The sequence below is a fragment of the Enterococcus sp. DIV1421a genome (genome assembly GCF_051711025.1).
Taxonomy (GTDB): Bacteria; Bacillota; Bacilli; order Lactobacillales; family Enterococcaceae; genus Enterococcus_B; species Enterococcus_B hirae.
In genome coordinates, this window is record NZ_JBIOLU010000001.1 from 181,464 (window position 1) to 206,035 (window position 24,572).

Annotated in this window: 24 protein-coding genes; 18 read left to right on the top strand and 6 right to left on the bottom strand. The window is 37.9% G+C overall.

The window, feature by feature from the left end:
• Positions 1-12: 12 nt before the first annotated feature.
• Positions 13-282, bottom strand: coding sequence for a hypothetical protein (locus IGK21_RS00890; protein WP_051641764.1), 270 nt, complete (start codon positions 280-282; stop codon positions 13-15).
• 19 nt (positions 283-301) lie between these two features.
• Entirely contained in the window at positions 302-1,051 is a 750-nt protein-coding gene (locus tag IGK21_RS00895; RefSeq protein ID WP_051641765.1) for a hypothetical protein, read from the bottom strand.
• A 243-nt stretch (positions 1,052-1,294) separates the two neighbouring features.
• Between IGK21_RS00895 and IGK21_RS00900 the strand changes: the two genes are divergently transcribed.
• Complete coding sequence (locus IGK21_RS00900) at positions 1,295-2,620, top strand: hemolysin family protein (RefSeq protein ID WP_088775177.1); 1,326 nt, start codon at positions 1,295-1,297, stop codon at positions 2,618-2,620.
• 336 nt (positions 2,621-2,956) lie between these two features.
• A complete protein-coding gene (locus IGK21_RS00905; RefSeq protein WP_181914759.1) occupies positions 2,957-3,814 on the top strand; it encodes a DUF2382 domain-containing protein in 858 nt (285 codons plus the stop codon).
• Positions 3,815-3,936: 122 nt separating this feature from the next.
• On the opposite strand, the gene IGK21_RS00910 is transcribed toward IGK21_RS00905, so the two are convergent.
• The 3 genes from IGK21_RS00910 to IGK21_RS00920 form a co-directional block, all read right to left on the bottom strand.
• Positions 3,937-5,322, bottom strand: coding sequence for an MATE family efflux transporter (locus tag IGK21_RS00910; RefSeq protein ID WP_063626437.1), 1,386 nt, complete (start codon positions 5,320-5,322; stop codon positions 3,937-3,939).
• 268 nt (positions 5,323-5,590) lie between these two features.
• Positions 5,591-5,914, bottom strand: a complete 324-nt coding sequence (locus IGK21_RS00915; RefSeq protein ID WP_010720345.1) for a DUF960 domain-containing protein — start codon at positions 5,912-5,914, stop codon at positions 5,591-5,593.
• Positions 5,915-6,129: 215 nt separating this feature from the next.
• Positions 6,130-6,738: a 50S ribosomal protein L25/general stress protein Ctc gene (locus IGK21_RS00920; RefSeq protein ID WP_010736853.1), complete on the bottom strand. Its 609-nt coding sequence runs from the start codon at positions 6,736-6,738 to the stop codon at positions 6,130-6,132.
• A gap of 327 nt (positions 6,739-7,065) precedes the next feature.
• On the opposite strand from IGK21_RS00920, the gene IGK21_RS00925 reads away from it, so the two are divergent.
• From IGK21_RS00925 to IGK21_RS00990, 14 genes are all read left to right on the top strand, one after another.
• Positions 7,066-7,782, top strand: a complete 717-nt coding sequence (locus IGK21_RS00925) for a 16S rRNA pseudouridine(516) synthase (RefSeq protein ID WP_181914760.1) — start codon at positions 7,066-7,068, stop codon at positions 7,780-7,782.
• An 11-nt stretch (positions 7,783-7,793) separates the two neighbouring features.
• Complete coding sequence (locus IGK21_RS00930) at positions 7,794-8,489, top strand: YjjG family noncanonical pyrimidine nucleotidase (RefSeq protein ID WP_010720342.1); 696 nt, start codon at positions 7,794-7,796, stop codon at positions 8,487-8,489.
• A gap of 83 nt (positions 8,490-8,572) precedes the next feature.
• The gene (gene udk / locus IGK21_RS00935; RefSeq protein ID WP_010720341.1) at positions 8,573-9,202 is read left to right on the top strand and encodes a uridine kinase; all 630 of its coding nucleotides are present in this window, start codon (positions 8,573-8,575) and stop codon (positions 9,200-9,202) included.
• Positions 9,203-9,346: 144 nt separating this feature from the next.
• Positions 9,347-9,946, top strand: coding sequence for a TVP38/TMEM64 family protein (locus IGK21_RS00940; protein ID WP_181914761.1), 600 nt, complete (start codon positions 9,347-9,349; stop codon positions 9,944-9,946).
• 23 nt (positions 9,947-9,969) lie between these two features.
• Entirely contained in the window at positions 9,970-10,461 is a 492-nt protein-coding gene (locus tag IGK21_RS00945) for a GNAT family N-acetyltransferase (protein WP_010736856.1), read from the top strand.
• Positions 10,462-10,890: 429 nt separating this feature from the next.
• A complete protein-coding gene (locus IGK21_RS00950) occupies positions 10,891-12,267 on the top strand; it encodes a hypothetical protein (protein WP_094940636.1) in 1,377 nt (458 codons plus the stop codon).
• On the top strand, positions 12,251-12,715 hold the full coding sequence (locus tag IGK21_RS00955; protein ID WP_088745039.1) for a YaiI/YqxD family protein: 465 nt from the start codon (positions 12,251-12,253) through the stop codon (positions 12,713-12,715). Before IGK21_RS00950 ends, IGK21_RS00955 begins: the two co-directional genes overlap by 17 nt.
• 126 nt (positions 12,716-12,841) lie before the next feature.
• The gene (locus tag IGK21_RS00960; RefSeq protein ID WP_181914762.1) at positions 12,842-13,207 is read left to right on the top strand and encodes a DUF2512 family protein; all 366 of its coding nucleotides are present in this window, start codon (positions 12,842-12,844) and stop codon (positions 13,205-13,207) included.
• 169 nt (positions 13,208-13,376) lie between these two features.
• Positions 13,377-14,453 carry a D-alanine--D-alanine ligase gene (locus IGK21_RS00965; protein ID WP_010720335.1) on the top strand — a complete coding sequence of 359 codons (1,077 nt, stop codon included), beginning with the start codon at positions 13,377-13,379 and terminating at the stop codon, positions 14,451-14,453.
• A gap of 76 nt (positions 14,454-14,529) precedes the next feature.
• Positions 14,530-15,882 (top strand): UDP-N-acetylmuramoyl-tripeptide--D-alanyl-D-alanine ligase, encoded by a 1,353-nt coding sequence (locus IGK21_RS00970; protein WP_181914763.1) that lies wholly within the window; start codon positions 14,530-14,532, stop codon positions 15,880-15,882.
• 322 nt (positions 15,883-16,204) lie between these two features.
• The gene (gene cshA, locus IGK21_RS00975; protein ID WP_010720333.1) at positions 16,205-17,716 is read left to right on the top strand and encodes a degradosome RNA helicase CshA; all 1,512 of its coding nucleotides are present in this window, start codon (positions 16,205-16,207) and stop codon (positions 17,714-17,716) included.
• 129 nt (positions 17,717-17,845) lie between these two features.
• Positions 17,846-18,196, top strand: a complete 351-nt coding sequence (gene acpS / locus IGK21_RS00980) for a holo-ACP synthase (protein WP_010720332.1) — start codon at positions 17,846-17,848, stop codon at positions 18,194-18,196.
• 15 nt (positions 18,197-18,211) lie between these two features.
• Complete coding sequence (gene alr / locus IGK21_RS00985) at positions 18,212-19,333, top strand: alanine racemase (RefSeq protein ID WP_010720331.1); 1,122 nt, start codon at positions 18,212-18,214, stop codon at positions 19,331-19,333.
• Positions 19,334-19,343: 10 nt separating this feature from the next.
• Positions 19,344-19,706, top strand: a complete 363-nt coding sequence (locus IGK21_RS00990; RefSeq protein WP_010720330.1) for a type II toxin-antitoxin system PemK/MazF family toxin — start codon at positions 19,344-19,346, stop codon at positions 19,704-19,706.
• A 323-nt stretch (positions 19,707-20,029) separates the two neighbouring features.
• Here IGK21_RS00990 and rpsN read toward each other — a convergent pair whose 3' ends face one another.
• On the bottom strand, positions 20,030-20,299 hold the full coding sequence (rpsN, locus tag IGK21_RS00995; protein WP_010736862.1) for a 30S ribosomal protein S14: 270 nt from the start codon (positions 20,297-20,299) through the stop codon (positions 20,030-20,032).
• Positions 20,300-20,521: 222 nt separating this feature from the next.
• Here rpsN and IGK21_RS01000 point away from each other — a divergent pair, with 222 nt between their 5' ends.
• Entirely contained in the window at positions 20,522-21,466 is a 945-nt protein-coding gene (locus tag IGK21_RS01000; RefSeq protein WP_181914764.1) for an NADP-dependent oxidoreductase, read from the top strand.
• A 258-nt stretch (positions 21,467-21,724) separates the two neighbouring features.
• Positions 21,725-24,430, top strand: coding sequence for a YhgE/Pip domain-containing protein (locus IGK21_RS01005; RefSeq protein ID WP_181914765.1), 2,706 nt, complete (start codon positions 21,725-21,727; stop codon positions 24,428-24,430).
• Positions 24,431-24,572: the final 142 nt, after the last annotated feature.

The window sequence follows — 24,572 nt, forward strand, 5'->3', positions numbered from 1 at the left end:
TTTTTGGGCTATTTAGCGTTGCAAAGAGAGTTTAGCTTTTTTAGGCTCGCTTAGATGTTTATTTGAAATACTATTGATTGCTTTTCTTTTTAAATCTTTTAGGTGAGATTTTCCTAGGTAGATGTCAATTTCATTTGGTTCTTGTTGCATTTGCTTTATGTAAACTTGGGTTTGCGTCTTTTTATATGCGAAATTCATCTTAGCGAGGTGTTTTTTAACACCAATTTCGATTACTTTTTGAGTTTTTAGAATGATTTTTTTTCTTAGTATTTCAGCATCCAACTTTGGTAATTCAAGGTTATTAATGATGTGGTTTAGGCTGTGTAACGTTTTTTTTTTTTGCGATTATTTTTATTTTTTGATTGAAATTCGATATTATATTCATTTTGTTTGCTTCAACTATTTTTTGTGTGTTGGCTAATCGGTCCATTGTTTTTGGTAACTGGAGGTTAGCCATAATAAATTTAATACTTCTGGCTTTATAGTTTAATTTAGACAAAGATGCTAAGCATTCGTTTGGGCCACGTTCTTTACACCTCGTGTTCCACTGGTCAATCGTATTTAGTAGTTCTTGGTTGGATTGAAAATCTGAAGTGATAGTTGATCGCTCTGCCGTAATGATTTTATCTGATTCAATGACTGGATTTATCGTTTCTGGTAAGTAAAGATTCGCTATGATAAATTTGATCATTGAATCATTATAGTTACAGGTAGCTAGAAAAGCGAAGGTTTCATCAGCACCGTTTAGTTTAAGCATTGCGTTCCACTGGTCAATTGTGGTTAGTAACTCCTGATCAGATGAAAAACCTGATTCCACCACCGTTTTGCCCAGAACATTTAACAAGGTTTCAATCTGTTCTTTATCTGTTCCTGCTGGCAAATGAAGGTTGTTTATAATATTTTTGATACTTTCAGTTTCATAATTAAATGTAGTTAAATAGGCTAAGGTTTGGCTTAAGCCGTGAATTTTCAACATTCGATTCCACAAGTGAATACTATTTTCTGATACTTTCATTAACTTGTGTTCTTTCAGAACTTGACTAAGGGGCATAAGATAATCTCCTTTTGATTTTTTTACTAGAACTATTGTAAAGGAATCGATCAGACAAAGAGTCTTCTTTTTTCGGCTATATGAAATTTTAGTTTTGGATAAAAGCTTGACAAAGCTTGCTAAGTTAAAAGAGTTTTGTGGGTCAAGATACTTTCTAAAGAAACTCAATGCAATCGTGGATCGTTGATTTAAATTATTTTTCGAAAAGAGGTACAATAGGGGAGAGAAGAGAGGTGGGAAGTTATGGTACTTAATTTTGCCATATTATTTTTGATGATTGCGGTGACTTCTTTTTTTGTAGCTAGTGAATTTGCATTAGTTAAAATCAGACGTTCACGCTTAGAACAATTAGAAAGAGAAAATGTAAAGAATGCCAAATTAGCATTACATGTCACGCATCATTTGGATAACTACTTGTCGGCTAGTCAATTAGGAATTACCTTGACTGGGTTGATCATTGGTTGGGTTGGCGAAGGCTCAGTGGCGGCGTTACTAGAGCCTTGGATCGGTCGATTGCCGTTTAGCTCAGCATTGAGCGGAACGATTTCTGTCGCATTAGGGTTTATTTTGGTGACATATATCGATGTGGTGATCGGAGAACTTTTACCTAAAAGTTATAGTATCGTGAATACAGAGCAAGTGGTCTTATTTGTTGTACGTCCGTTGCATTATTTTTATAAAGCAATGTTTCCTTTTATTTGGGTGTTGAATCATTCTGCTGCGGCTTTAGGAAAAGTATTAGGCGTGAAATTAGTTTCAGAAGGAGAAGAGACATTATCTCAAGAAGAATTGACGTTAGTGGCTATGAATTCTTATGAAAAAGGAGAGTTGACGAAAGAAGAGTACTATTATTTAGAAAATGTCTTTGAATTTGATGATACGTTGGCAAAAGATATCCAAGTGGATCGTACCTCTATGCAGGTTTTTGAAGCTGGTGAGACAGTGAAAGATGCGATTCAAGCTTCTATTCAAAGAGGTCATACCCGCTACCCCGTTATTTCTGGGTCAAAGGATCACGTCCTTGGTTATGTTACTTTACCAGATTTGATTAAGCAGTCGTTTAAAGACGATCAATTAACAGTGGATGAGTTGGTGGAAGAACCAATCGTTACTTCGGAAATGATCCCCATCAAAAAACTGTTGACGATCATGCGTAAAAAAGGAAAACATATTGCTATTTTAAAAGATGAGTACGGAGGAACGAGTGGTTTAGTGACGATTGAAGATATTTTAGAAGAAATCGTGGGGGAAATTCGGGATGAAACGGATTTGGATGAAGCATTGATAGCGAAACAAGCAGATGGGAGCTATATTGTTTCAGGAAAATTGACGTTAGATGATTTTGGTCGTTATTTCCACGTTACGATCCCTGAATTTGAAGAGTCTACTTTTATCACACTATCTGGATTTATGTCGAACCATGAAAAAAACATCAAGACAGGTACAGTGATCCAAATTGATTCTTTTCAATTTACGGTGTTAGAATATAACCATACACATGTGGACTATTTTAAAATCAAAAAACAAGAAATAGCAGAAAACAGTATCGATTCGAATAAAACAGAATGAAGAATCTGGGATAAACAAAATCCTACATTTCACGATCAAAAAAAATGAGAGAAGTAAGACAAAACATTCTAACCACTACCAAAAACGAATAAACCGATGTTTATACTTTCTTTTTGTCCCTTAGTCGGAAGCTTCCTACTCATTTTGGTGGACGGATCTCTTGATCATAAGATTTTAAACGATAGAACTGATGCCAATCCATTCGACTTAGCTGAATGGATTGGCATCTTTTTTACTTTGTAAACCATATATTTGTTCTAAAAAAAAATATCCGATAGAATAGATCTGTAAGCGGAATCACTAAATACAGACATACTATTAACAGGAGGGATTCACATGAATGAAAGAAATCTAACAGTTATTGGTAGTTACAGTACGAGGGAAGAAGCTTTATCAGTGATCGAACAATTGCGTGATGAAGGATACGATCGAGACGATATCATTATCTATACGACAAAAGATGCTGCTCAAAATTTTGGTTTTTCTGGTTTATCAGGAATTGATGTAGAAACGAATGTGGATGAGGTTGAAGGCACGCATGAAGAACGCTCGCTATGGGAACGGATCAAAGATACGTTCACTTCTAACACCTATGAGGAAGATTCGTATACAGAAAAAGCGGATGATTCTGTTAACGATGATCCATTGTATTCATACAAAGAGGATATTGCCGCTGGGAAAATAGTGATTACGGTTAAAGATTACAAAGCGCCAAATGAAGCAGTTGTTGAAAACGATCGGACTCAAAATATGCCCGATCCAACGGATACACTAAATACAAATAATGAAAATATTCAACTCAAAGAAGAACAGTTAGATGTCAATACCCATGACGTGACAACTGGGGAAGTTGATATCCATAAACACGTTGTTAATGATACTAAAACAGTGGAAGTCCCTGTGAAGCGTGAAGAAATCGTTATCGAAAGAAAACCAGTAAATGCTGAAGCAAGCGAGAATATTTCAGATGATTCTTTGGAAGACGAAACGATTACAATTCCTCTTAAAGAAGAACAAATTGATGTCAATAAACATACAGTAGTACGTGAAGAGGTAGGTATTCACAAAAAAGAGCATGAAGATATGAAACAAGTGACGGAAGAAGTAAGTCGTGAAGAGTTGGATATTGATACAAAAGGAGACGTTCGAGTAGAAGATACGGATGAAAATACTCGTAAAAATGATCATATATAATAATTGATCGCTAAAATCATCTAACCAGACTCCTTCGTTTTTTGAACGGAACATCATGTAAATTGCTAATAAAAAAGACATTTCTGCTTATCTGATCGATGAGAGAAATGTCTTTTTTTCTTTTATTGGATACTATTGTACTGGATCTCAGGATCATCCATAGCGTATTGTTGTTCATTCTCGAAAGATTTAAGTTGTTTCATTGAACGCAAGTAAGAGTATAGTAGAACAGCGACAGATCCTGCCCAAGCAAGTGGTGAAGCAGCTGCAGCACCCGTATAACCAAGTAAACCAGTTAAAATGATTGCTGCAAATGAACGCATGACTAATTCCATCATTCCTGCGAGTGTTGGAATCTTACTTTGGCCAAGTCCTTGTAGTGTGTAACGTAAGATAAATAAAATCGCTAAGATCCAATATAAGGAACCATTGATGTTGAAGTAAGTTTGAGCTAATTCAAAGACACGAGTCTCTGTCGGTGAAACAAACAACTGCATAAGTGAATGACCGAAGAAAATCACGATCGCACCTGCAACAACACTAAAGCCAATACTCATCATAAGTGTTTGCTTAACACCTTTTAAAATTCGACCATATTCTTTTGCACCATAATTTTGAGCAGTAAATGTTGCAATAGCAATCCCAAAGGACATCATTGGTTGGTTAGCAAATTGGTCAATTCTGCTGGCTGCTGCTTGAGCGGCTACGACATCTGTTCCTAAACTGTTCAACGCAGCTTGAAGGACGATGGCGCCAATGGCGATGATGGATGATTGAAAAGCCATTGGAAGAGCAGCGTTTAAATGAACACGAATCTCTTCTTTATCAAAGTGAAAATCTTTTTTACGTAATTGCAACAAAGGAATTTTTTTCTTGATATAAACTAAACATAGTAGGCTTGAGCAAACTTGGGCAATAACCGTTGCAATTGCTGCGCCTTCGACACCCATTCCAAAAGAAATGATGAAAATCAAATCAAGCACAACGTTGACAACCACTGCAATAATCAAAAAGAAAAGTGGTGTCCGGCTATCTCCAAGCGCGCGAATAACATTTGAAAGCAAGTTAAAACTCATAGATGCGAAAATCCCTAGTAAGATGATTGAAATGAACGTTTGTGCTTGGTCAATAATCTCAACGGGCGTTTGCATCAATTGCAGCATCGGACGAATAAATACTAAACTAAGGACGGTTAATGCAATAGTGACAACCAAACTGATAACAACACTTGCAGCAAAACTTTTCTTAAGACCACGATAATCTTTTGCACCATAACGCTGAGCTGTAATGATCGCTAATCCAGCAGTAAGACCTTGAGCGAAGCCAAGGATTAAAAAGGTCAAGCTTCCGGTTGCACCAACAGCAGCCAGCGCATTTTTCCCTAATGTTTGACCAACGATGATCATGTCGACCATGTTGTAAAATTGCTGAAAGACATTACCAATAAGTAAAGGAACGGTGAACATTAAGATTAGTTTAGCTGGACTTCCTTTTGTTAAATCGCGCATTTTTTAAACTCCTTATTGTCTATAAAATTTAGTTAGTAGTATATAGTGTTTATCCTGAGATTACTAGGTAAAAATGAAATAATTTTGATAACTTTCAATGTATTGCAGATTCATTTTCAAAGATATTTTCAATGATGTGCATCATAAAACAAGCCAAGAATTGAATCGCTGAATAAATTCAAAGAATGAAACGCAAAGAATAAATTCAAAGGATCAACTACTTGGCCTGGGCGTACAAATCAAAAGGGACAACGAATGGTTGTGAACCTTAATACTGTCTTATCTCGCTGGGTAAAAGAATGGTTTCTCTAGTACCATCATCATAAGCATATACTTGGCTTGGAAAACTTGATGAATAGTGAAACGGTAAATCGATTCCCATCTCAACATCACTACCAGCTTGCGAAAAATGCATAGTTACTTTTCCATTATTGTCGATTAAATCAAAGGCTAACATATTATCTAAGGGGATGACTCCCTTAAGGTCTAGGTCAATAATAAACCAGATACTATCAATCAGTTCATCTGGTAAACTTGATACAACACCTACAGAGGCATACCGGTTACGACTACTGTCAAAACTTTCAAACATCTGTTTAACCTCCTTCGTTTTATCGAATAGACATGTTTTATTTCTTCATTTAGGATAAACGATTTACTGTAACGATGGTTCATTCTAATAGACTTTTTTTAAAAATGCAACAAAAATCGTGTACTTTTTTTCAAAGTATAAGTTTTTTTTAAGGAGAGAAAAAAACGTGCCAAAAGCGAAGGTTGCCAACGCTTTTGACACGAACAAGTCACTTGTTATTCTTCCGTTGAACCAATAACTTCTGGTTCGCTTTCTTCATCAGTAGTTTCAGCTTCCTCAGTTGGAGCTGCTACTGCAGCAATTTGTTCTTCACCATCAGAAACGACTTTATAATCGTTGTTTTCAGGTAGATCGGCTACTGTGATTGCATCGCCTAGATTTAGGTTTGTTACATCAACTTCGATACGTTCTGGTAAGTTGCTTGGTGTAGCAGAGACGATCACAGTGTAAAGGTTTTGTGCTAAGACACCACCAGCTTTTACACCTGCAGCTTCGCCAACAAGAACGATTTCAGTTTCGACTTCAGTTTCTTCTGACATGTTCACAGATAGAAATTCCACATGTTCAAAATGGTTGGTAAAGGTATTCGTTTGGACTTTATGAACCAACGTGTTGACTTTTTTTCCATCAATCGTCATTGTGATTACTGTATTTGCGCCATTTTCACGTAATAATTTACTGAATATTTGTCCATCAATAGCAATCGGAGTACTTTCAACATTGTACCCATAAACAATAGCTGGAACTTTACCTTCATGACGCAATTTATTTCTCAATGAACGGGGACGTACTTCTCTCTTACTTACTTCTAATGATACTGACATAACCAAAATTCCTCCTTAAAATGTGACTGTCGGCAACGTAGACCAACAGATTTTATTTAAGTGAACTTTCGACGGCTATTCTCGTGCACATTATTGGCTAGGGCGCTTAAAAAACGCAAAAAGGTAGATGCGCGCATCTACCTTTAGAAAGTCAGGATTCAACTTTTCTCCACCAGGTCATTACGCTGTGTATGAGAAATCCAATTCACTTTACTCTTTAACCGTAGCGCGAATCTGAATTTAAGTCAAGGAATAACAATGGCTTTCTTATTTGCATCTACTCTCTTTCGGGTTATAATGCTTGTTAGGCTAAGAAAGGAAAGCACCATGCGTTTAGATAAATTAATTGAAGAAACTTTACAAACGACTCGAAAAGAGATGAAGCGTTTATTTGCATCAAAACAAGTGAAAATTGATGGTTGTGTCGAATTTTGCCAAAACCGAAATGTGGATAGTTTGATTCATGAGATCGAAGTCTCAGGTAAGCGTTTAACGACAAACGAAGTCTATTACTTATTGAATAAACCGAGTGGTGCTGTGACTGCAGTTAAAGACCAAACAAAAATGACCGTGTTAGACTTGATTGCTTCAGCGGATCGAGCGAAGCCGCTCTATCCTGTCGGACGCTTGGATCGTGATACCACAGGACTACTATTACTGACATCAAATGGTCAGTTGGGATATGAAATGTTGCTGCCTGATAAAAAAGTCTTCAAAACTTATGAGGCGCAGATCAATGAACAAGTGACAGCTTCAGATATCGAAGCTTTTCAAGCAGGAATTGTTTTTGAGGGTGGCTATCGTTGTTTACCTGCACAATTAACAATCATGGAAACATCCAAAAACAGCAGTCGAGTACGAGTAACGATACAAGAAGGAAAATTTCATCAGGTAAAAAAGATGTTCCTTGCACGTGGTAAAAAAGTGACAAAGCTAAAGCGACTAATGATGGGACCTTTGCAGTTAGATGAGCAACTTGCTGAAGGTGCCTATCGTTCACTGACATTAACCGAATTAAAGCAATTGAAAATATATTTTAAATAGGAGAGAAAAAAATGAATTATCATACTTTATTATTCGATGTAGACGATACGTTACTTGATTTTCAGATGACAGAAGCAAAAGCATTAAATGAATTATTTGCAGAGCAAGGAATTGAATTGACACCAGAAGTGAAAACAAGTTATAAGGCATTAAATCATCACTTATGGCGTGAATTTGAAAAAGGGAATATGACGAGAGAAGAGGTTACCGGGAGTCGTTTTGGACTACTATTTCAACAATTTGGTAAAACAGTTGATAGTTTAGCTATGGAGAAAAGATACAGACATTACTTGAATCAGGGGCATGATTTGATTGAGGGAAGTCATGAACTGCTTCAGACGTTATCTTCACAAGCGGATCTTTATATTGTGACAAACGGGGTATCGAAAACGCAATATCAACGTTTGACTGATGCGAAAATGTTGGGCTATTTCAAAAAAATTTTTGTTTCAGAAGATGTGGGCGCCCAAAAACCAATGAAAGAATTTTTTGATCATGTCTTTTCACAGATTCCTCAATTCGAAAAAGAAAAAACAGTTATTATTGGCGATTCATTGACCTCAGATATTAAAGGAGGGAACTTGGCAGGAATTGATACGATTTGGTTTAACAAAAATCGGTTGCCGGAAATTCCAGAAATCGTACCGACTTATCGGATTGATTCGTTAGCAGAACTTTATCCTCTTTTGGAAATCGAGAAGCATTAATTTTCAGAAAAATATAGCATTTTCGTGTATTTTCGCTATAATAGATAAGAATGTAAAAACGGATATGAAAGAGGTTTTAGTCAATGACAAAAAGCAAGCCAATTATCATTGGTGTGACGGGTGGATCAGGAAGCGGTAAAACAAGCGTAAGTCGTGCCATTTTCAATAATTTTCCAGACCATTCCATCATGATGCTTGAACAAGATTCTTATTATAAAGATCAAAGCCATTTGAGCTTTGAAGAACGATTGAATACGAATTATGATCATCCCTTTGCCTTTGATAATGATCTGCTGATTCAGCACGTGAAAGAACTACTGAACTATAACGCCATTGAAAAACCAGTTTATGATTATGTTGCACATACAAGAAGTCAAGCAACAATCATCCAAGAGCCTAAAGAAGTAATTATATTAGAAGGCATTTTGATTCTAGAAGATGAAAATCTACGTGACTTGATGGATATCAAAGTATATGTAGATACAGACGATGATATCCGTATCATCCGCAGAATCAAACGAGATATGGAAGAACGTGGCAGAACGTTGGATTCCGTGATCGAACAATATTTGACTGTGGTTAAACCGATGTATCATCAGTTCATCGAACCAACTAAGCGTTACGCCGATATCATCGTGCCAGAAGGTGGCGAAAATCACGTAGCGATCGATTTGATTACGACGAAAGTTGCTAGTTTTTTGGATCATAAATAAAACAAAGAAACCAATAGGATAAGTCGAAGAATCATGAAAATAGGAGAAGCTATTTTCGATTCTTCGACTTATTTATCAAGTGAAACGTTTACTTTTGCAACGATTCTTAATGAAAAGTAGCGCTAAAAGGTGGAGAGACTGAAAATGAACAATCACAATCATTTACATAAATATATCCGAATAATCCCGATTATTGGCTTATTGTTCTTTTTGGTGTTAATCATTTATGCTTATCAACATGGGATCTTTCGATCAACCACTTCTTTGCAACGCTTCATCCAACAATTTGGGGAGTATGCAGTAGTGATTTTTATTCTCCTGCAGATCATTCAAGTGATCATCCCAATACTACCTGGAGGGATTTCTTCAGTGGCAGGCTTGTTGATGTTTGGAAATGGCTGGGGATTACTTTATAGCTGTATTGGATTGATTATCGGTGAAGCCATTGGTTTTTTATTGGTTCGTTATTATGGCGTTAGTTTTGTACAACTTATTTTATCGCCCAAAAAGTACCAAAAATTTGACCAATTACTGACACAGAAAACGAAGGATATCAAAAAAGTACTGTGTTTGACCATGTTGATTCCTTTTGCGCCTGATGACTTGGTTTGTCTGGTCGCAGGGTTAACTAAAATATCTTTTAAGGGATATATCCAAATTGTCCTATTATTGAAACCTTGGTCTGTCGGTGCGTATAGTTTGATTATGTTGTATCTGTTCCAGAAAGCACAAGGAAATTTTTAGCAGTAAGAGAGGAAAGAAAAAGAATGTTAGAAAAAGTCAAGGTAACCTCAACTGAAATTGACGAGTTGGTATCAGTGATCAAGGAAGTTTGGCCAGAAGCATTTGTTCCGATCATTGGGCAAGCACAAGTGGACTATATGCTGGCTACCTATCAATCAAAACAACAGATTGAAAAAGAAGTGGCGGAAGGTGTGCAGTATTTTCTCTTAAAAGAGCAAGGGCAAACGGTCGGATATACCGCCTATGAGGTAATAGCATCCAAAATATATTTGAGTAAGTTATACTTAATGAATCAATTCAGAGGGAAGGGATTGACGTCGGCTCTTTTTCAGTGGTACGAAACTATCGCTAGAGAACAAGGAATCAAAGAGATTTTTCTACGTGTCAATCAAGGCAATGCTCAAGCCATCGCCGTTTACCTTCATCAAGGTTTTGAAATGGCTGGTGAACTGATCTCGGATATTGGTCAAGGATTTCAAATGGTCGATTATCAAATGAAAAAAAGACTCGCATAACTTTGGGATATGTGTTAAAGTAACGACATGCGACGGGTCGAGAAGGCCTCTGGTTTACAGATGCGCCTAATTGATTTTGGAGACACAAGATCATGATGTGATCACTTGCCGGAATGCAAGGGTGTCGGGCAAGACTTTTGTGGAGAAGGGCTTGTCTGCTTGAGTTCACAAAAACTCAAGTACCAGTAAGATAGGACATTAGTCAGAAGAGATTCTGGGTAATGTCCTATTTTTTATGGGCAATCTTTCGTGGTTTGTTTTGGCTTGAGTGTTACTATTACTGACAAGAAGACGTGTCGCAATAGGTTATCGCTCGTTATAAGTCGAAATTCTTAGTTGAGAGTATCGGCTAAAATTGGTTTCTACTTATGATTAATGCTAGAATGAATGAAAAATAAGTTTTGTAATTACTCGCTAAGGAGTTTTTTTATGTTCGAGAAAATCAAACAATTTGGTCGTAATTTTACGCAATCAACACCTTTTATTTTAGCTAATACGGTTATATTTATTCCTTATCTTTTATTTCTGAATTTGAGCGATGGGGCTAACTGGGCGTCGATTTTACCGTTTACCTTATTTTATACTTTCCGTATGACGGGATTGTTTTTGATCCGCAGTATTCGTTTAGGTCTAGATAGTTATACATTACTGATGATTGCTCTTTTGATGGGAGGGGCGGGTTCGTTATTAGGGATCTTTGGTGTGCTCTATTTCCCCTTGTTTTATTTGTCTAGTATTTTATTGGGATTTAGTGCAGCTTGGCTACTTCCAGCAAATGTGACTGTTAATTACCATGAAAAGCGACAGGGTTTTACGAATATGACAGGCAAAAAATATATCTTTGCGCTACTATTATTGGTTTTGCTTTTTCGCTCGATCGAGTTGTCAGGTACGACCCAAATCGTTGTGACGTTAGGGCTGTATACATTGTTTTATATCATGGCTTATCACACCATCAGCCATTATCCTAGGTATGAATTGGATTTTAAAGAGATGAAAACAACGATTTTTGTCACGAAAGAATTTGTGCTGTTCATTGTGTTTTTTGTCTTATTGTTTTTGCTTCGAAATGCACGCTTGCTCGTTGAGCCAGAACTGTTTGATCTTACAATTTATGTTTTTCTCTTTTTATTTGTTTTAGCCGCTTTTTATTTAGGGCGAGGCAAAAAAAATTGGCAGTTTCCAAGTTGGCTCAATCTCATGAATTTTTTGAGTGGAATGGTGGGGAACTTTCTCTTTTTGTTTAGTACATTTTATGTAGGAGTTTTGTATGGATTTGATCATTTAGCCACTTATATGTATCTACCTTATATAGCTGGAATGGTCGTCGCTAAGCTGATTGGTAATCGTATCTTACGTAGTTTCCCCTATCCTCCAGTGATCGTCCAGTTGATCGGGCTCTCTCTCTCTTTATTGATTTTATTGATCCCGACTGCGTTTGTGATTGGATTGTTTTTCTTAAGTTTTTGTCATGCTGTGATCAGCGGTTGGTTAAATCGTGTGTGCTATGATACCGATACGGATATTCCCATGGATCAGCGAGTCATCATTAAATTTACGACACAAAACAAAGGGAGTGTGGTCCATCAGTTTCTCTTGATGGGGCTATTATTAGTTCTTACCCGTTGGCTAGAGCTACCCGTTGCAGTGCTGTTGCAGTTGACTGACAAGTTAAGAGTTCCTACGATCAGTGTGCAATTAATGGAATACGCTAAGTGGGGGAACATCAGCTGGCTACTCCTTGGTGTGCTGGGTGTTTATCTATTATGGAAACGAGAGGTGCGGCATCATGCGAATACTGATTGATGGAGATGGTTCGCCGGTTAAGGAAGATGTAATTGAAATTGCTGGTTTGTATCAAGTGGAAGTCATGATCGTGACGAGCGTGGCTCATTATACCCATAAAGAATATCCAGCGTATGTTCATTTTGTGTACGTTGACCAAGGCGCAGATAGCGCAGATTACCGCATTGTAGGATTGATTCGCAAAGGAGATATTCTAATCACACAAGATTATGGGTTAGCTTCTTTAGTTTTACCAAAGAGGGTACGAGTGTTTCATCAAACGGGTAAAGAATTTAGTGCAACAACGATTGACTCCTTGTTAGAACAACGTTACCAAAGTGGAAGGTTGCGCAAAGCAGGTCTGCGGACTAGAGGACCTAAACCTTTTACCACTCAAGATCATCAAAACTTTAGACAGGCATTAATTCAAGCACTTGAACAAGTCAAGTTATCTTCAAACAATGAGTAGCGACAATAGGTTTGTTTTCCCCTCAATTAGTACGATATCTTTGCTTGTATTGTCTTTAAAATGATAAAATAATTAAAGATATTTTATTATCTAATTTTTTTCTAATCTGAGGGGAGAGAGTGGAAAATGAAACATGTAAAAGCATTAATTGTAAAAGCAATCATGATTTGGGCGATTTTATGGATCGTATTAACAGGATTATACGGAGTTAGCTTCATGGATTCGACAATTGTTGGGGTCATTATCGTTGTGATGATTTATGTATTAGGTGATTTACTCATTTTGCGAAAGGTGGGGAATATTGCGGCGACGATCGCAGATGCCGGTTCTTCCGCAGTCATTTTGTGGGTATATCTTTATTTTATGAATGATACGACGAACATCTGGATGAAAGTTTTGATTCCTGCTTTATTAATTGGCATAGGAGAATGGTTCTTCCATAAATGGTTGTTAAATCAAGGGATTGTCCCTGATGAACGAAAGATGGAATAGATGAAAAACAACAATCGAAAAAGAGGCGCAGGCAGCGATGCCGTGCCTTTTTTCTTGATTTAACAAATAAGTTTATCGACTTTTTGAAAAATAAGCTGTTTGATTCTTTTGATTTTGTGCTAAAATATGAAGTAAAAGTGAAAGATATTGGATACGGGAGGACAATCTTTTGAAGATTACTTTACTATATGGTGGACGCAGTGCAGAACATGATGTTTCAGTTCTTTCAGCGTTTTCAGTCTTAAATGCTATTTATTATACGTACTATCAAGTTCAACTGATATTTATCAGCAAAGAAGGTCAATGGGTGAAAGGCCCTTTGTTAACAGAGAAACCAGCGAGCAAAGAAGACTTACATTTGACATGGGACCCAAGCGGAAAAGTGACAGATGGCTTTACGGGAAGAGTGATCAATCCTGGAGAAATCAAAGAAGAAGGAACGATTGTTTTCCCTGTCTTACACGGACCTAATGGTGAAGATGGAACGATTCAAGGATTTTTGGAAACATTGAACTTGCCATATGTCGGCGCTGGCGTTTTAACAAGTGCTTGTGCAATGGATAAGATCATGACCAAATACATTTTGCAAGCGGCAGGAGTGCCACAAGTTCCTTATGTCCCTGTTTTGAAAAATCAATGGAAAGAAAATCCTAAAAAAATCTTTGATCAATGTGAAGGATCTTTGCTTTACCCAATGTTTGTCAAACCAGCAAATATGGGTTCAAGTGTAGGGATCTCTAAAGCGGAGAACCGTGAAGAGCTGCAAAATGCGCTTGCATTAGCTTATCAATATGATTCTCGTGCGATCGTTGAGCAAGGGATCGAAGCACGTGAAATTGAAGTAGCTGTTTTAGGGAATGAAGACGTGCGTACCACGTTACCTGGTGAAGTAGTCAAAGATGTTGCATTCTATGATTATGATGCGAAATACATCAACAATAAGATTGAAATGCAAATCCCAGCTGAAGTACCGGAAGAGGTCTATCAAAAAGCGCAGGAATATGCAAAAATTGCGTATACAATGCTAGGTGGGAGTGGCTTGAGCCGTTGTGATTTCTTCTTGACGAATAAAAATGAACTATTCCTAAATGAGTTAAATACAATGCCTGGATTCACGCAATTTAGCATGTATCCATTATTGTGGGAAAACATGGGCTTGAAGTATGGCGATTTGATCGAAGAATTGATTCAATTAGGAATCAATCGTTTTAATCAACGACAAGGTTTTTTTGAAGCAAACGAATAGACAATTAAAAATAGAAGCTGGAGCGAATGTCATTCACATTTGTTCCGGCTTCTAAATGCGAAAAGGCGGGTTTTTTATGAAACTAACAGTACAAGAAATCGCTCAAGCTGTAGGAAGCGTAATGAATGATTTAACGGAAATCACAGGTGTGGAGTTCGATAGTCGCAAGATTGAAAAAGGTGGGTTGTTCGTGCCGCTAAAAGGAGCAAGAGATGGACACGAATTTATCCAACAAGCCATGGATAATGGAGCGGTTGCTACTTTTTGGAGTCTGGAACCTACCAAAGCACCTAGTGGGATTCGAGTGATTCTTGTGGATGATCCACTAAAAGCAATGCAAGATCTGGCGAAGTACTACCTAGCGAAAGTTGGGGCTGAAGTGGTGGCAATTACGGGAAGTAATGGGAAAACAACGACAAAAGATTTGACTGCTTCAGTTTTAGCTCAAAAGTACAAAACCTATAAAACACAAGGAAATTACAACAATAATATTGGCTTGCCTTATACGATTTTGCATATGCCGATGGATACCGAAAAAATCGTTTTAGAAATGGGGATGGATCATGCCAGAGAGATCACTGAGCTTTCTTTGATTGCCCGACCTAAAGTAGCGGCTATTACGATGATTGGTGAAGCACATATTGAAAACCTTGGCTCACGAGCAGGAATCGCGCAAGCAAAAATGGAGATTGTTGATGGTTTGAGAGAAGATGGGCTGTTGATTATCCCAGAAGAAGAACCATTATTGAAACCTTTGACTGAAAGTTTGACCCAAAAAATTGAAACGTTTGGATTAAATACAGGGGAGCTACAGGCGGAGGTAACGAGTGAAGAGAAAACAGCCACACATTTTATCGTCAATGATGAATCGTTCATGATTCCTCTTCCTGGAAGTTATAATGTCACCAATGCGTTGATTGCTTATGCTGTCGGGCAATTTTTTGGTCTGCCAACGGAAGCCATCCGTCTAGGTTTAGCAAGTGTCACAGTGACGCAAAATCGTACGGAGTGGCTAAGTGCTGGAAATGGTGCGGGAATTCTAAGTGATGTCTATAATGCGAATCCTACAGCAATGGGATTGGTCTTAGATACTTTTGCCAACTTACCAACAAAAGGGAGAAGACTTGCTGTACTTGCGGACATGCTGGAATTAGGACCAGATGCTTTGAAGATGCACGCAAGTATGGCTGAACATCTTGATCCAGCTGATTTTGCGGGAGTCTATTTATATGGGCCCCAAATGAAAGCATTATATGAAAAGTTGAACGAAAAGTATCCAGATTTATACGTACAATATTTTGAAACAGATAAAGAACAACTCATTGCAACGGTGAAAGAAGAAATACGTCCGGAAGATAGCATCGTTTTAAAAGGAAGCAATGGAATGGGATTGATTGATGTCGTTAAACAATTGCAAGGAATGAAATAATAAACTGCAAACTTGCAGAAAATAAGAAATTATGCTAGAATAACCTATTGCCGAAAGATGAAGAGAAATTGGACTGGTTCTTTCGTTTATGTAAATTGCTAGAGCCAGATGTCATAACAATGATAAAGCTGAACGCGACCCGTTTGGCTTTTCTAATGCCTAAACTTCGCAAAGTGATTTTTCGGTGGTGCCACAGGGGCTAAGAATGAGTAAAAACGTACGTGGCCACTGTCAAAAAGAACCAAACACTTTGACCGAACAATCGACGGGGTAGCAAAAATTAAGCTACATCCTCAGTTAACAACCATATAGGAGGATTCATTTGAAATTTAAAGAATTAGAATTATCACCAGAATTATTGAAATCAGTAGAGCGTGCTGGTTTTGAAGAAGCAACACCGATCCAGTCAGAAACAATCCCTTTAGCATTGTCTGGAAAAGATGTGATTGGACAAGCACAAACAGGGACTGGTAAGACGGCTGCTTTTGGTTTGCCGATGTTAGAAAAAATCGACACTAATCGCCACGAATTGCAAGGGTTAGTCATTGCACCGACACGTGAATTAGCGATCCAAACACAAGAAGAGCTTTATCGTCTTGGTCGTGATAAAAGAGTACGTGTACAAGCTGTTTACGGAGGCGCTGATATCGGTCGCCAAATCCGTGGATTGAAAGATCGTCCACATATTGTCGTGGGAACACCTGGACGTATGTTGGATCACATCAACCGCCACACATTGAAATTAGGAACAGTGGAAACATTAGTTCTAGATGAAGCAGATGAAATGTTGAACATGGGCTTTTTGGAAGATATTGAAAGTATTATTTCAAAAGTACCTGAAGAACGCCAAACATTATTATTCTCAGCAACAATGCCACCTGCAATCAAAAATATCGGCGTGAAATTCATGAAATCACCAACACACGTGAAGATCAAAGCGAAAGAAATGACAGCTGACTTAATCGATCAATATTATGTTCGAGCAAAAGAATATGAAAAATTCGATATCATGACACGTTTGTTCGATGTCCAAACACCAGAACTTACGATTGTTTTTGGTCGTACAAAACGACGTGTTGATGAATTGGCACGTGGATTAGAAGCTCGCGGTTATCGTGCAGAAGGAATCCATGGGGACCTTTCACAACAAAAACGAATGAGTGTTTTACGTTCATTTAAAAATGGTCATTTAGATATTTTAGTTGCTACGGATGTAGCTGCACGTGGTTTGGATATTTCAGGCGTGACTCACGTCTACAACTATGACATTCCACAAGATCCAGAAAGTTATGTTCACCGTATCGGACGTACAGGTCGTGCGGGTAAAGGCGGGATGTCAGTGACATTCGTTACGCCAAACGAAATGAGCTACCTACATGTTATTGAGAACTTAACGAAAAAACGGATGGCTACTCTACGTCCGCCAACTGAAAAAGAAGCATTCAAGGGACAACTAGGTGCTGCAGTGGAACAAATTGAAGCTAAGCTTGAAGAAAACGGCTTAGACAAGTATTTGCAAACAGCAGATAAATTGCTTGAAGAGTATTCTGCACAAGATTTAGTAGCTTTGTTACTAAAAACGACTGCGAAGGATCCTTCTGATGCAATACCAGTTAAAATCACTCCAGAACGTCCATTGCCAATGCAGAAAAAAGGCTATAATAAAAATGGCAAACGTGGCGGCGGAAATAACCGTAATCGACGCGATAATAACAACTACCGTGGCAACAAATCAAAAGGTGGCTACAGTAAAAATAATAACCATCAAAAAGATGGCGGTAAGCGTCAAAACGATAAAAAACGTGGATTTGTGATCCGTACAAATAACGATTAATAATAAATGATAAGCTTCTCTTTTTTAAGAGGAGCTTTCTTTTTAGTTATTTATGGACATATTGGTGGTAAAATACCGAGAATTTGGTAGAATGAGAGTGTTCTAAAATTTTTGAAAAGAGTAGAGTCTATGATTAAAGGAATTGGGATTGATGCAGTTGAGTTACCAAGGATTGCAAAGATCATCAAAGAAAAACAAAATTTTATCGACCGAGTGTTGACGCCAAATGAAATCGAGCAATTTCAAATCCTGCCTTTTCACCGACAAGTAGAATTTCTCGGAGGGCGTTACGCTTGCAAAGAAGCTTTTTCAAAAGCGTGGGGAACTGGTATTGGTAAGGTGACGTTTCAAGAAATTGAAATTTTAAAAAATGATGCAGGACAACCTGTAGTCACAAAATCACCTCATTCAGGTACTTGTTTTGTTAGTATCACGCATACGGATGAATTAGCGTTTGCACAAATTATTTTAGAAGATTAGAAAGAAGGAAAAATCATGGTTGTCGCTTGGCACCGACCTACAAGAGTCATTATACATACAAAAGCTATTACTGAAAATGTCAAAAAAGAATTAGCTAGATTACCAAAAGGAAAAGAGCTATTTGCTGTAGTCAAAGCAAATGGTTACGGGCACGGAGCAGTTCAGACAGCAGAAGCTGCACTGGCTGGAGGTGCTACTGGATTTTGTGTGTCTAATCTAGACGAAGGGATTGAATTGCGGGAAGCGGGATTCACACAACCTATTTTAGTGTTGAATATGATTCCCATTGACGCATTGACTTTAGCGGTTGTCCATGATTTATCGATCACTGTAGGAAACAAAGAATGGTTAGAACAGGCTGTTGAATATCTGCAAGAAAGAAAGCTGAAACATGCGTTAGCACTTCATTTGAAAGTTGATACCGGCATGGGACGGATTGGTTTTTTGACACCTGAAGAAGTCGTAGAGGCAGTTTCATTTATTCAAGAAAGTGCTGTATTGGAATGGGAAGGGATTTTCACCCATTTCTCAACGGCTGATCAAGCGGATGAAACGTATTGGCAACAGCAACATCAACGTTTTATAGAGACAATCGATGCATTGCCTGCTTTACCTAAGTATGTTCATGTAAGTAATAGTGCTACTGCTTTATGGCATGATGAAAAAATTGGTAACATGATTCGTTTTGGTGTAGCAATGTATGGGTTAAATCCTTCAGGGCATGCACTGCCAGAACCGTATCCATTGGAACCCGCACTAGAGTTAGTTTCCGAGTTGATCCAAGTGAAACGTTTGGCTAAAGGTGAAGGCATCGGCTACGGGGAAACCTATATTACCGATCAACCAGAGTGGATCGGGACGATCCCGATTGGCTATGCGGATGGCTGGTTACGAAACATGCAAGGCTTTTCCGTCCTAGTGGATGGAAATTTATGTGAAATTGTCGGACGTGTGTGTATGGATCAAATTATGATCCGTTTACCTCAGGAAGTTCCACTGGGAACAAAGGTTACTTTGATTGGTAAAAATCAGGAAAAAGAGATATCGATGCAAGCAGTAGCGGATCAATTAGGTACGATCCACTATGAGGTAGCCTGTGTACTAGGAACGCGCATTCCTAGAGAATATGAAGAGTAAGGAGAATCCTATGGTAAAAAGAGGAGACATTTATTTTGCTGACCTTTCTCCAGTCGTGGGTTCAGAACAAGGCGGGACACGACCTGTCTTAGTTATTCAAAATAATTTAGGGAATCATTTTAGTCCAACGATTATTGTGGCGGCCATTACTGCCAAAATGGCCAAACCTAAATTGCCTACGCATATTGGAATAAAAGCAACTGGTACTGGAATCGAACGTGACTCTGTCATTTTACTTGAACAGATCAGAACAATTGATAAATCAAGATTAAAAGAAAAAGTTTGTCATTTAGATCGAGGAATTATGTCAGAAGTCGATCATGCACTTAAAATCAGTGTAGGTATCGAAGCATTGACCCCTGTCGCTAAATAAGCACATTATGCCTTTACATATAAAAGGAACAAGCTAATTATCTTGAATGTCAATCAACAAAGGTTATAAGAGAAATCGTTGGATCTGAGCGTTAATGATGTCAATCGCTATACGGTCGTTTCTGACTCTTAATAAAAAATGCTGGATAATGATAAGAAAAAAGTTGAGTCAGCATTGTTCAACTTATAAAAAAGCCGTAAGGACCAAAAATAGTTTTCCTATCTTTAGTCCTTACGGCTTTTTTTATATGTGTTTGATTAGTTTATCTTATTCAGAGAGTGACTGCTATTTTGCCAGAATATCTTTCGTCTGTCTAATACTAATTACCAACTAGCTTTTTTGACACCAGGGATCAGTCCTTGATGAGCTAGTTCGCGAAATTTCACACGAGACATGCCGAATTTTCGCATATATCCGCGAGGACGTCCATCGATCAAGTCACGGTTTTTCAAACGCTCAGGGCGTGCATCTAAAGGTAATTGACGTAAGGCTTCATAATCTTTATTCGCTTTTAACTCTTGTCGTAAATCAGCATAGCGGGCAATCATTTCTTGTTGTTTTCTAGCTTTTGCAATTTTTGATTTTTTTGCCATATTTTCCTCCAATAATCTCTTTAATTTTTCAAATCGTAAAAATTACGGTTTAGTGTAGATACCTTAACATAGTGTGAGAAATAAAACAATTATTTTGTTTCTAAAAATGTTTAGTCCTTCACTTGTTCTCTATGAAAGAGAAAGGCCACCGATGCGATTAAAACAGTTTTTTTGTCAAATAGTGGTGTTACACGTAAACTAGAAGAAAAGGAGGGGGTAGAGATGCGTAGGTTTGCTATTAGTGGTTATGGGCCAGCTGAAAAGGTGTTTCAAGAAATAGTAGACACACCAAGGGAGGTCACGCCAAATCATCTTCGTGTGGAATTGAAAGCGTTTAGTATCAATCCTTATGATGTCGCTTTGCGTTCAGGAAAGATGAAGGAAGTCCGAACCTTAACATTCCCTTACGTATTAGGGAATGATGGTGCAGGAATCGTGACGGAAGTAGCAAGTGACGTCGATTCATTTGCTGTGGGGGACCGTGTAGTCGTTCATCCTGTGTCAGGTGCTTACGGCGAAGAAATCGTCTTACCAGCAAGTAAAGTGGCTAAAATACCAGATGAAATGAGTTGGGTAGAAGCGGCTGCAATGGTAACAACGGGGATCACTGCTTACAATGTGATTAATCATCTGCTAACGATCCAACCAACTGACACGGTAATGGTGACCGGAGCTTCAGGAGGCGTAGGAACTAGTTTGATCCAATTACTTCATCAAAAAGGGATTCGGACGTTTGCTAGTGCATCAAAGACAAATGAAGAATTAGTCCGAAGTTTAGGCGTTACTCATTTTTCTTCTTATGATCAAGAAAATCCTGGAGAAGTATTCAGTAATCAAGCAGATATTGTGATCGATGCGACGAAAGGAAGCATCGCGGGAGACATGGCTATCAAAATTATGAAAGAAGAAGGTCATTATGTTGCGTTGAACGAATTGCCTTCCCTTGCATCTCGTCAGAAAAAAAATGGGTTTTATGAGACTTTTGTTCCTAGAAAAGAATACTCAGATCAAGAAGCTTTGACTCATTTAATTGCCGCATATAAAACAGGAAATTACCAAATTTTTGTAGCAGAAGAATTAGCTGCAACTCTTGATCGTTTAATCTGGGCGCACCATCAACTTGAAGGACACCCCTCTGCAGGTAAAATCGTATTAACTTATGATTAGAGCTGGGTTGGTAAAAGGAGCAAACTTTTTCTGGATGCGTTTTCTTCTTCTGATTTTTAGCATGAAAATTTCTTTCTGCTTTATTTAATGGTAAAGTGGTACATGTAAAATTTAACTATTTCTTCAATTCTATGGTCAGACAATCGGACAGTTTGACTATTATGTCTAAATTATCGAGCTTTTTGAAAAAAGGGAATTGAAAATTACATGATTTACATGGTAAAGTAATGCAGCTGAAAAAAGAAGAAGGGGATATTTATGCGGTCAATCAAAAACACATTAAAATTATATCTACTTGACTGGAAAAGAATTTTTAAAAATCCAATTGCTACACTTTTGATCATTGCAATTATGATTATCCCTTCATTATATGCGTGGTTCAACATCAAAGCGTTATGGGATCCTTACGGAAATACCGGTGAATTGCCTATTGCGGTTTACAGTGCAGATCAACCGGCAGAATTTCGAGGGAAAGAAGTCGCAATTGGGAAAGAAGTGATCAAATCACTTCATGACAATAAACAACTCGGATGGCAATTCGTTGACTCAAAAGCAGAACTGGAACAAGGAGTTCGTTCTGGGAAATATTATGCAGGAATCTACTTACCGAAGGATTTCTCAGAAGACTTGTTAAGTTTTACGAGTGGAGAGATCAGAAAGCCAAAAATCGAATACACGGTGAATGAGAAAATCAATGCGATCGCTCCTAAGATCACCGATAAAGGAGCTTCTGCGATCCAAACCCAGATTACAGATGAATTTATCAAGACAGCTAGTTCAACGTTATTGAAGGTCTTTAACGAGATCGGTTATGACATTGATTCGAATCTAGTAAGTATCAATAAGGTCAAATCAATGATACTTTCAACGGATGAGAACCTTGATACGATCGATGGCTATACGCAACAAGTACTCGATTTACAAAAACAACTACCTTCTATTAAAGAAAAGTTAAACAAAGCCAATGAATTTGTGAACTATCTCCCACAAGTCGATGAAATGGGACAAAAAGTGGTTGCATTGAATGATAAAATGCCACAGCTCCAAGAGCAAGCGAAAATCATTTTAGATTTACAACAAAAAATACCGGAAATCCAAAATGCAGGTCGACAAATTGCTGAGATCGATCAGGATTTTTCATCGATCCAAGAAACGATGGATCAAGGAATCACTGAAGCGAAACAAGGGTTGTCGATCATTCAACAAGTCCAAGAAATCTTACCTGACGTGAAGAAATTAGAAACACAAGCAAACGACCTAGCTACTCAAACAAAATCAGGTGCAGAGCAATTAAAAGACGCATTACCAGGTATCACAACAAGTGTGAATACAACGATACAATCGATTAGTCAGGTAGCAACGTCTATTGATTCATTCACAGCGAGTGTCGATCAGGCAATTGCAGATAATCAATTGACGGAAGAAGAGAAGGGAAACTTACTCAAATTATTGGATAATCTCTACAATAGTTTACCAGCACAGCAACAAGCGATTGATCAGTTGATTACCTTTTTGACACAGTTACAGAATCAAACGGGTAATACCAAACTTCAAAAAATAATTGATACATTAAATAGTATCAAACCAGTTTTAAGCGGCTTACAAAATCGCCTACCAGCGTTGAAACAAGCCATTCAAGAAGGAAATATCGATAATGTAAGAAATATCTTAGGGCAAATTCAAACTGCTGCTAAAAATGTCAATAACTTGATTTCTGGAATCGATGTGAACCAAGTCAGTTCAACCGTTGATTCACTATTAAATCAAGTCATCAGTACGATTGAAACAGCTCAAGGTGCGTTAAGCAAGGCTGACCAAATCGATTTTGATTCGCTGTTAAATTCAACAAAAGCAACAGTGACCAATGCAGTGGCGATATTAGAGAAGTACCAAAAAGAAATGCCAGCGATCGGACAAGAGATCCATGATGCAAACACCATGTTGAATGGTAATATGGAAACGATCGTCAATGGGATCAATAAAGGAGCCGATCTGTATAATAATGATTTGCCAGTGTTAGCCAACAAATTGAGTACAGCTGCTAACTTTATCCAAAATGACTGGCCAACGATCAAAAATGAAATCACAAGTACGATGACAACAGCGAATGAAAAAATGCCACAAGTTGAAACGGCAGTAAATGCAGCAGCTGATTTGATCAATAATGATTGGCCAAACATCAAGACAGGTATCCAAAAAGCAGCAGATGCTATTCGTAAAGGAGAAAAAGAAGTTGATCTAGGAGAAGTGATCAAATTATTGAAACTAGATGCCACGAAAGAGAGTGACTTCTTTACGCAACCAGTAGAATTAAAAACCAATACGATGTATCCAATTGCAAACAACGGATCGGCAAGTACGCCATTTTATACAGCACTTTGCTTGTGGGTGGGAGCTGTCTTACTCTCAAGTGTAGCGACAACCGATTATTATCTGGGTAAAAAAGAAAGAAACAATTTTACAAAACGAGAACAATTTGTTGCTCGAATGTTCACGTTCTTAACGATGGCTATCGCACAAAGTTTGATCGTTACTTTAGGAAATATCTTTTTATTAGGTGTAGATGTCCATAATCCAGTTTACAGCGTGTCCTTTGCCGTTTTGATCTCGCTAGCCTTTATGATGATCGTGTATGTTTTAGCGGCGCTATTTGATAATGTTGGAAAGGGACTTGCGATCATTATCCTCGTGCTATCGATTTCTGGTGGAGGTGGGAACTATCCTATCCAAGTATCAGGGAAGTTCTTCCAAATGATCAATCCATTCTTGCCATTCACTCATGCGGTTAATCTATTACGAGAATCAGCAGGAGGAATCTATTGGCCAAATGCTGCAAATGCGATTTGGATCATGATTGGTCTATTCGTTAGCTTTGGTGTTATTGGAACGGCTGTTGCGCCTTATGTCCAAGAAAAAATGGTAAAATTCAAAGAAGCAGCACATCAGAGTCATATTTTCCACTAGTAGTTAAAGCAATAACCAGTTTGAAAAAAGAAGACCTTGTTAGACAGAAATAGTCATGTATTTTCGTCTGACAAGGCCTTTATTTTATTAACAGAGCTTAGGTGATCAGAGTAGCTATTTTTTTCTTTTTGTAGAAACAACG

What these genes read in the sequence shown, in the direction of transcription:
- IGK21_RS00960 (WP_181914762.1), top strand. Translation starts at nt 12,842, where the DNA reads ATGAAACATGTAAAAGCATTAATTGTAAAAGCAATCATGATTTGGGCG.
- IGK21_RS00905 (WP_181914759.1), top strand. Translation starts at nt 2,957, where the DNA reads ATGAATGAAAGAAATCTAACAGTTATTGGTAGTTACAGTACGAGGGAA.
- IGK21_RS01005 (WP_181914765.1), top strand. Translation starts at nt 21,725, where the DNA reads ATGCGGTCAATCAAAAACACATTAAAATTATATCTACTTGACTGGAAA.
- IGK21_RS00915 (WP_010720345.1), bottom strand. Translation starts at nt 5,914, where the DNA reads ATGTTTGAAAGTTTTGACAGTAGTCGTAACCGGTATGCCTCTGTAGGT.
- acpS (WP_010720332.1), top strand. Translation starts at nt 17,846, where the DNA reads ATGATTAAAGGAATTGGGATTGATGCAGTTGAGTTACCAAGGATTGCA.
- alr (WP_010720331.1), top strand. Translation starts at nt 18,212, where the DNA reads ATGGTTGTCGCTTGGCACCGACCTACAAGAGTCATTATACATACAAAA.
- IGK21_RS00970 (WP_181914763.1), top strand. Translation starts at nt 14,530, where the DNA reads ATGAAACTAACAGTACAAGAAATCGCTCAAGCTGTAGGAAGCGTAATG.
- IGK21_RS00925 (WP_181914760.1), top strand. Translation starts at nt 7,066, where the DNA reads ATGCGTTTAGATAAATTAATTGAAGAAACTTTACAAACGACTCGAAAA.
- IGK21_RS00945 (WP_010736856.1), top strand. Translation starts at nt 9,970, where the DNA reads ATGTTAGAAAAAGTCAAGGTAACCTCAACTGAAATTGACGAGTTGGTA.
- IGK21_RS00910 (WP_063626437.1), bottom strand. Translation starts at nt 5,322, where the DNA reads ATGCGCGATTTAACAAAAGGAAGTCCAGCTAAACTAATCTTAATGTTC.
- IGK21_RS00930 (WP_010720342.1), top strand. Translation starts at nt 7,794, where the DNA reads ATGAATTATCATACTTTATTATTCGATGTAGACGATACGTTACTTGAT.
- IGK21_RS00990 (WP_010720330.1), top strand. Translation starts at nt 19,344, where the DNA reads ATGGTAAAAAGAGGAGACATTTATTTTGCTGACCTTTCTCCAGTCGTG.
- IGK21_RS00900 (WP_088775177.1), top strand. Translation starts at nt 1,295, where the DNA reads ATGGTACTTAATTTTGCCATATTATTTTTGATGATTGCGGTGACTTCT.
- udk (WP_010720341.1), top strand. Translation starts at nt 8,573, where the DNA reads ATGACAAAAAGCAAGCCAATTATCATTGGTGTGACGGGTGGATCAGGA.
- rpsN (WP_010736862.1), bottom strand. Translation starts at nt 20,299, where the DNA reads ATGGCAAAAAAATCAAAAATTGCAAAAGCTAGAAAACAACAAGAAATG.
- IGK21_RS00950 (WP_094940636.1), top strand. Translation starts at nt 10,891, where the DNA reads ATGTTCGAGAAAATCAAACAATTTGGTCGTAATTTTACGCAATCAACA.
- IGK21_RS00920 (WP_010736853.1), bottom strand. Translation starts at nt 6,738, where the DNA reads ATGTCAGTATCATTAGAAGTAAGTAAGAGAGAAGTACGTCCCCGTTCA.
- IGK21_RS00895 (WP_051641765.1), bottom strand. Translation starts at nt 1,051, where the DNA reads ATGCCCCTTAGTCAAGTTCTGAAAGAACACAAGTTAATGAAAGTATCA.
- IGK21_RS01000 (WP_181914764.1), top strand. Translation starts at nt 20,522, where the DNA reads ATGCGTAGGTTTGCTATTAGTGGTTATGGGCCAGCTGAAAAGGTGTTT.
- IGK21_RS00940 (WP_181914761.1), top strand. Translation starts at nt 9,347, where the DNA reads ATGAACAATCACAATCATTTACATAAATATATCCGAATAATCCCGATT.
- IGK21_RS00955 (WP_088745039.1), top strand. Translation starts at nt 12,251, where the DNA reads ATGCGAATACTGATTGATGGAGATGGTTCGCCGGTTAAGGAAGATGTA.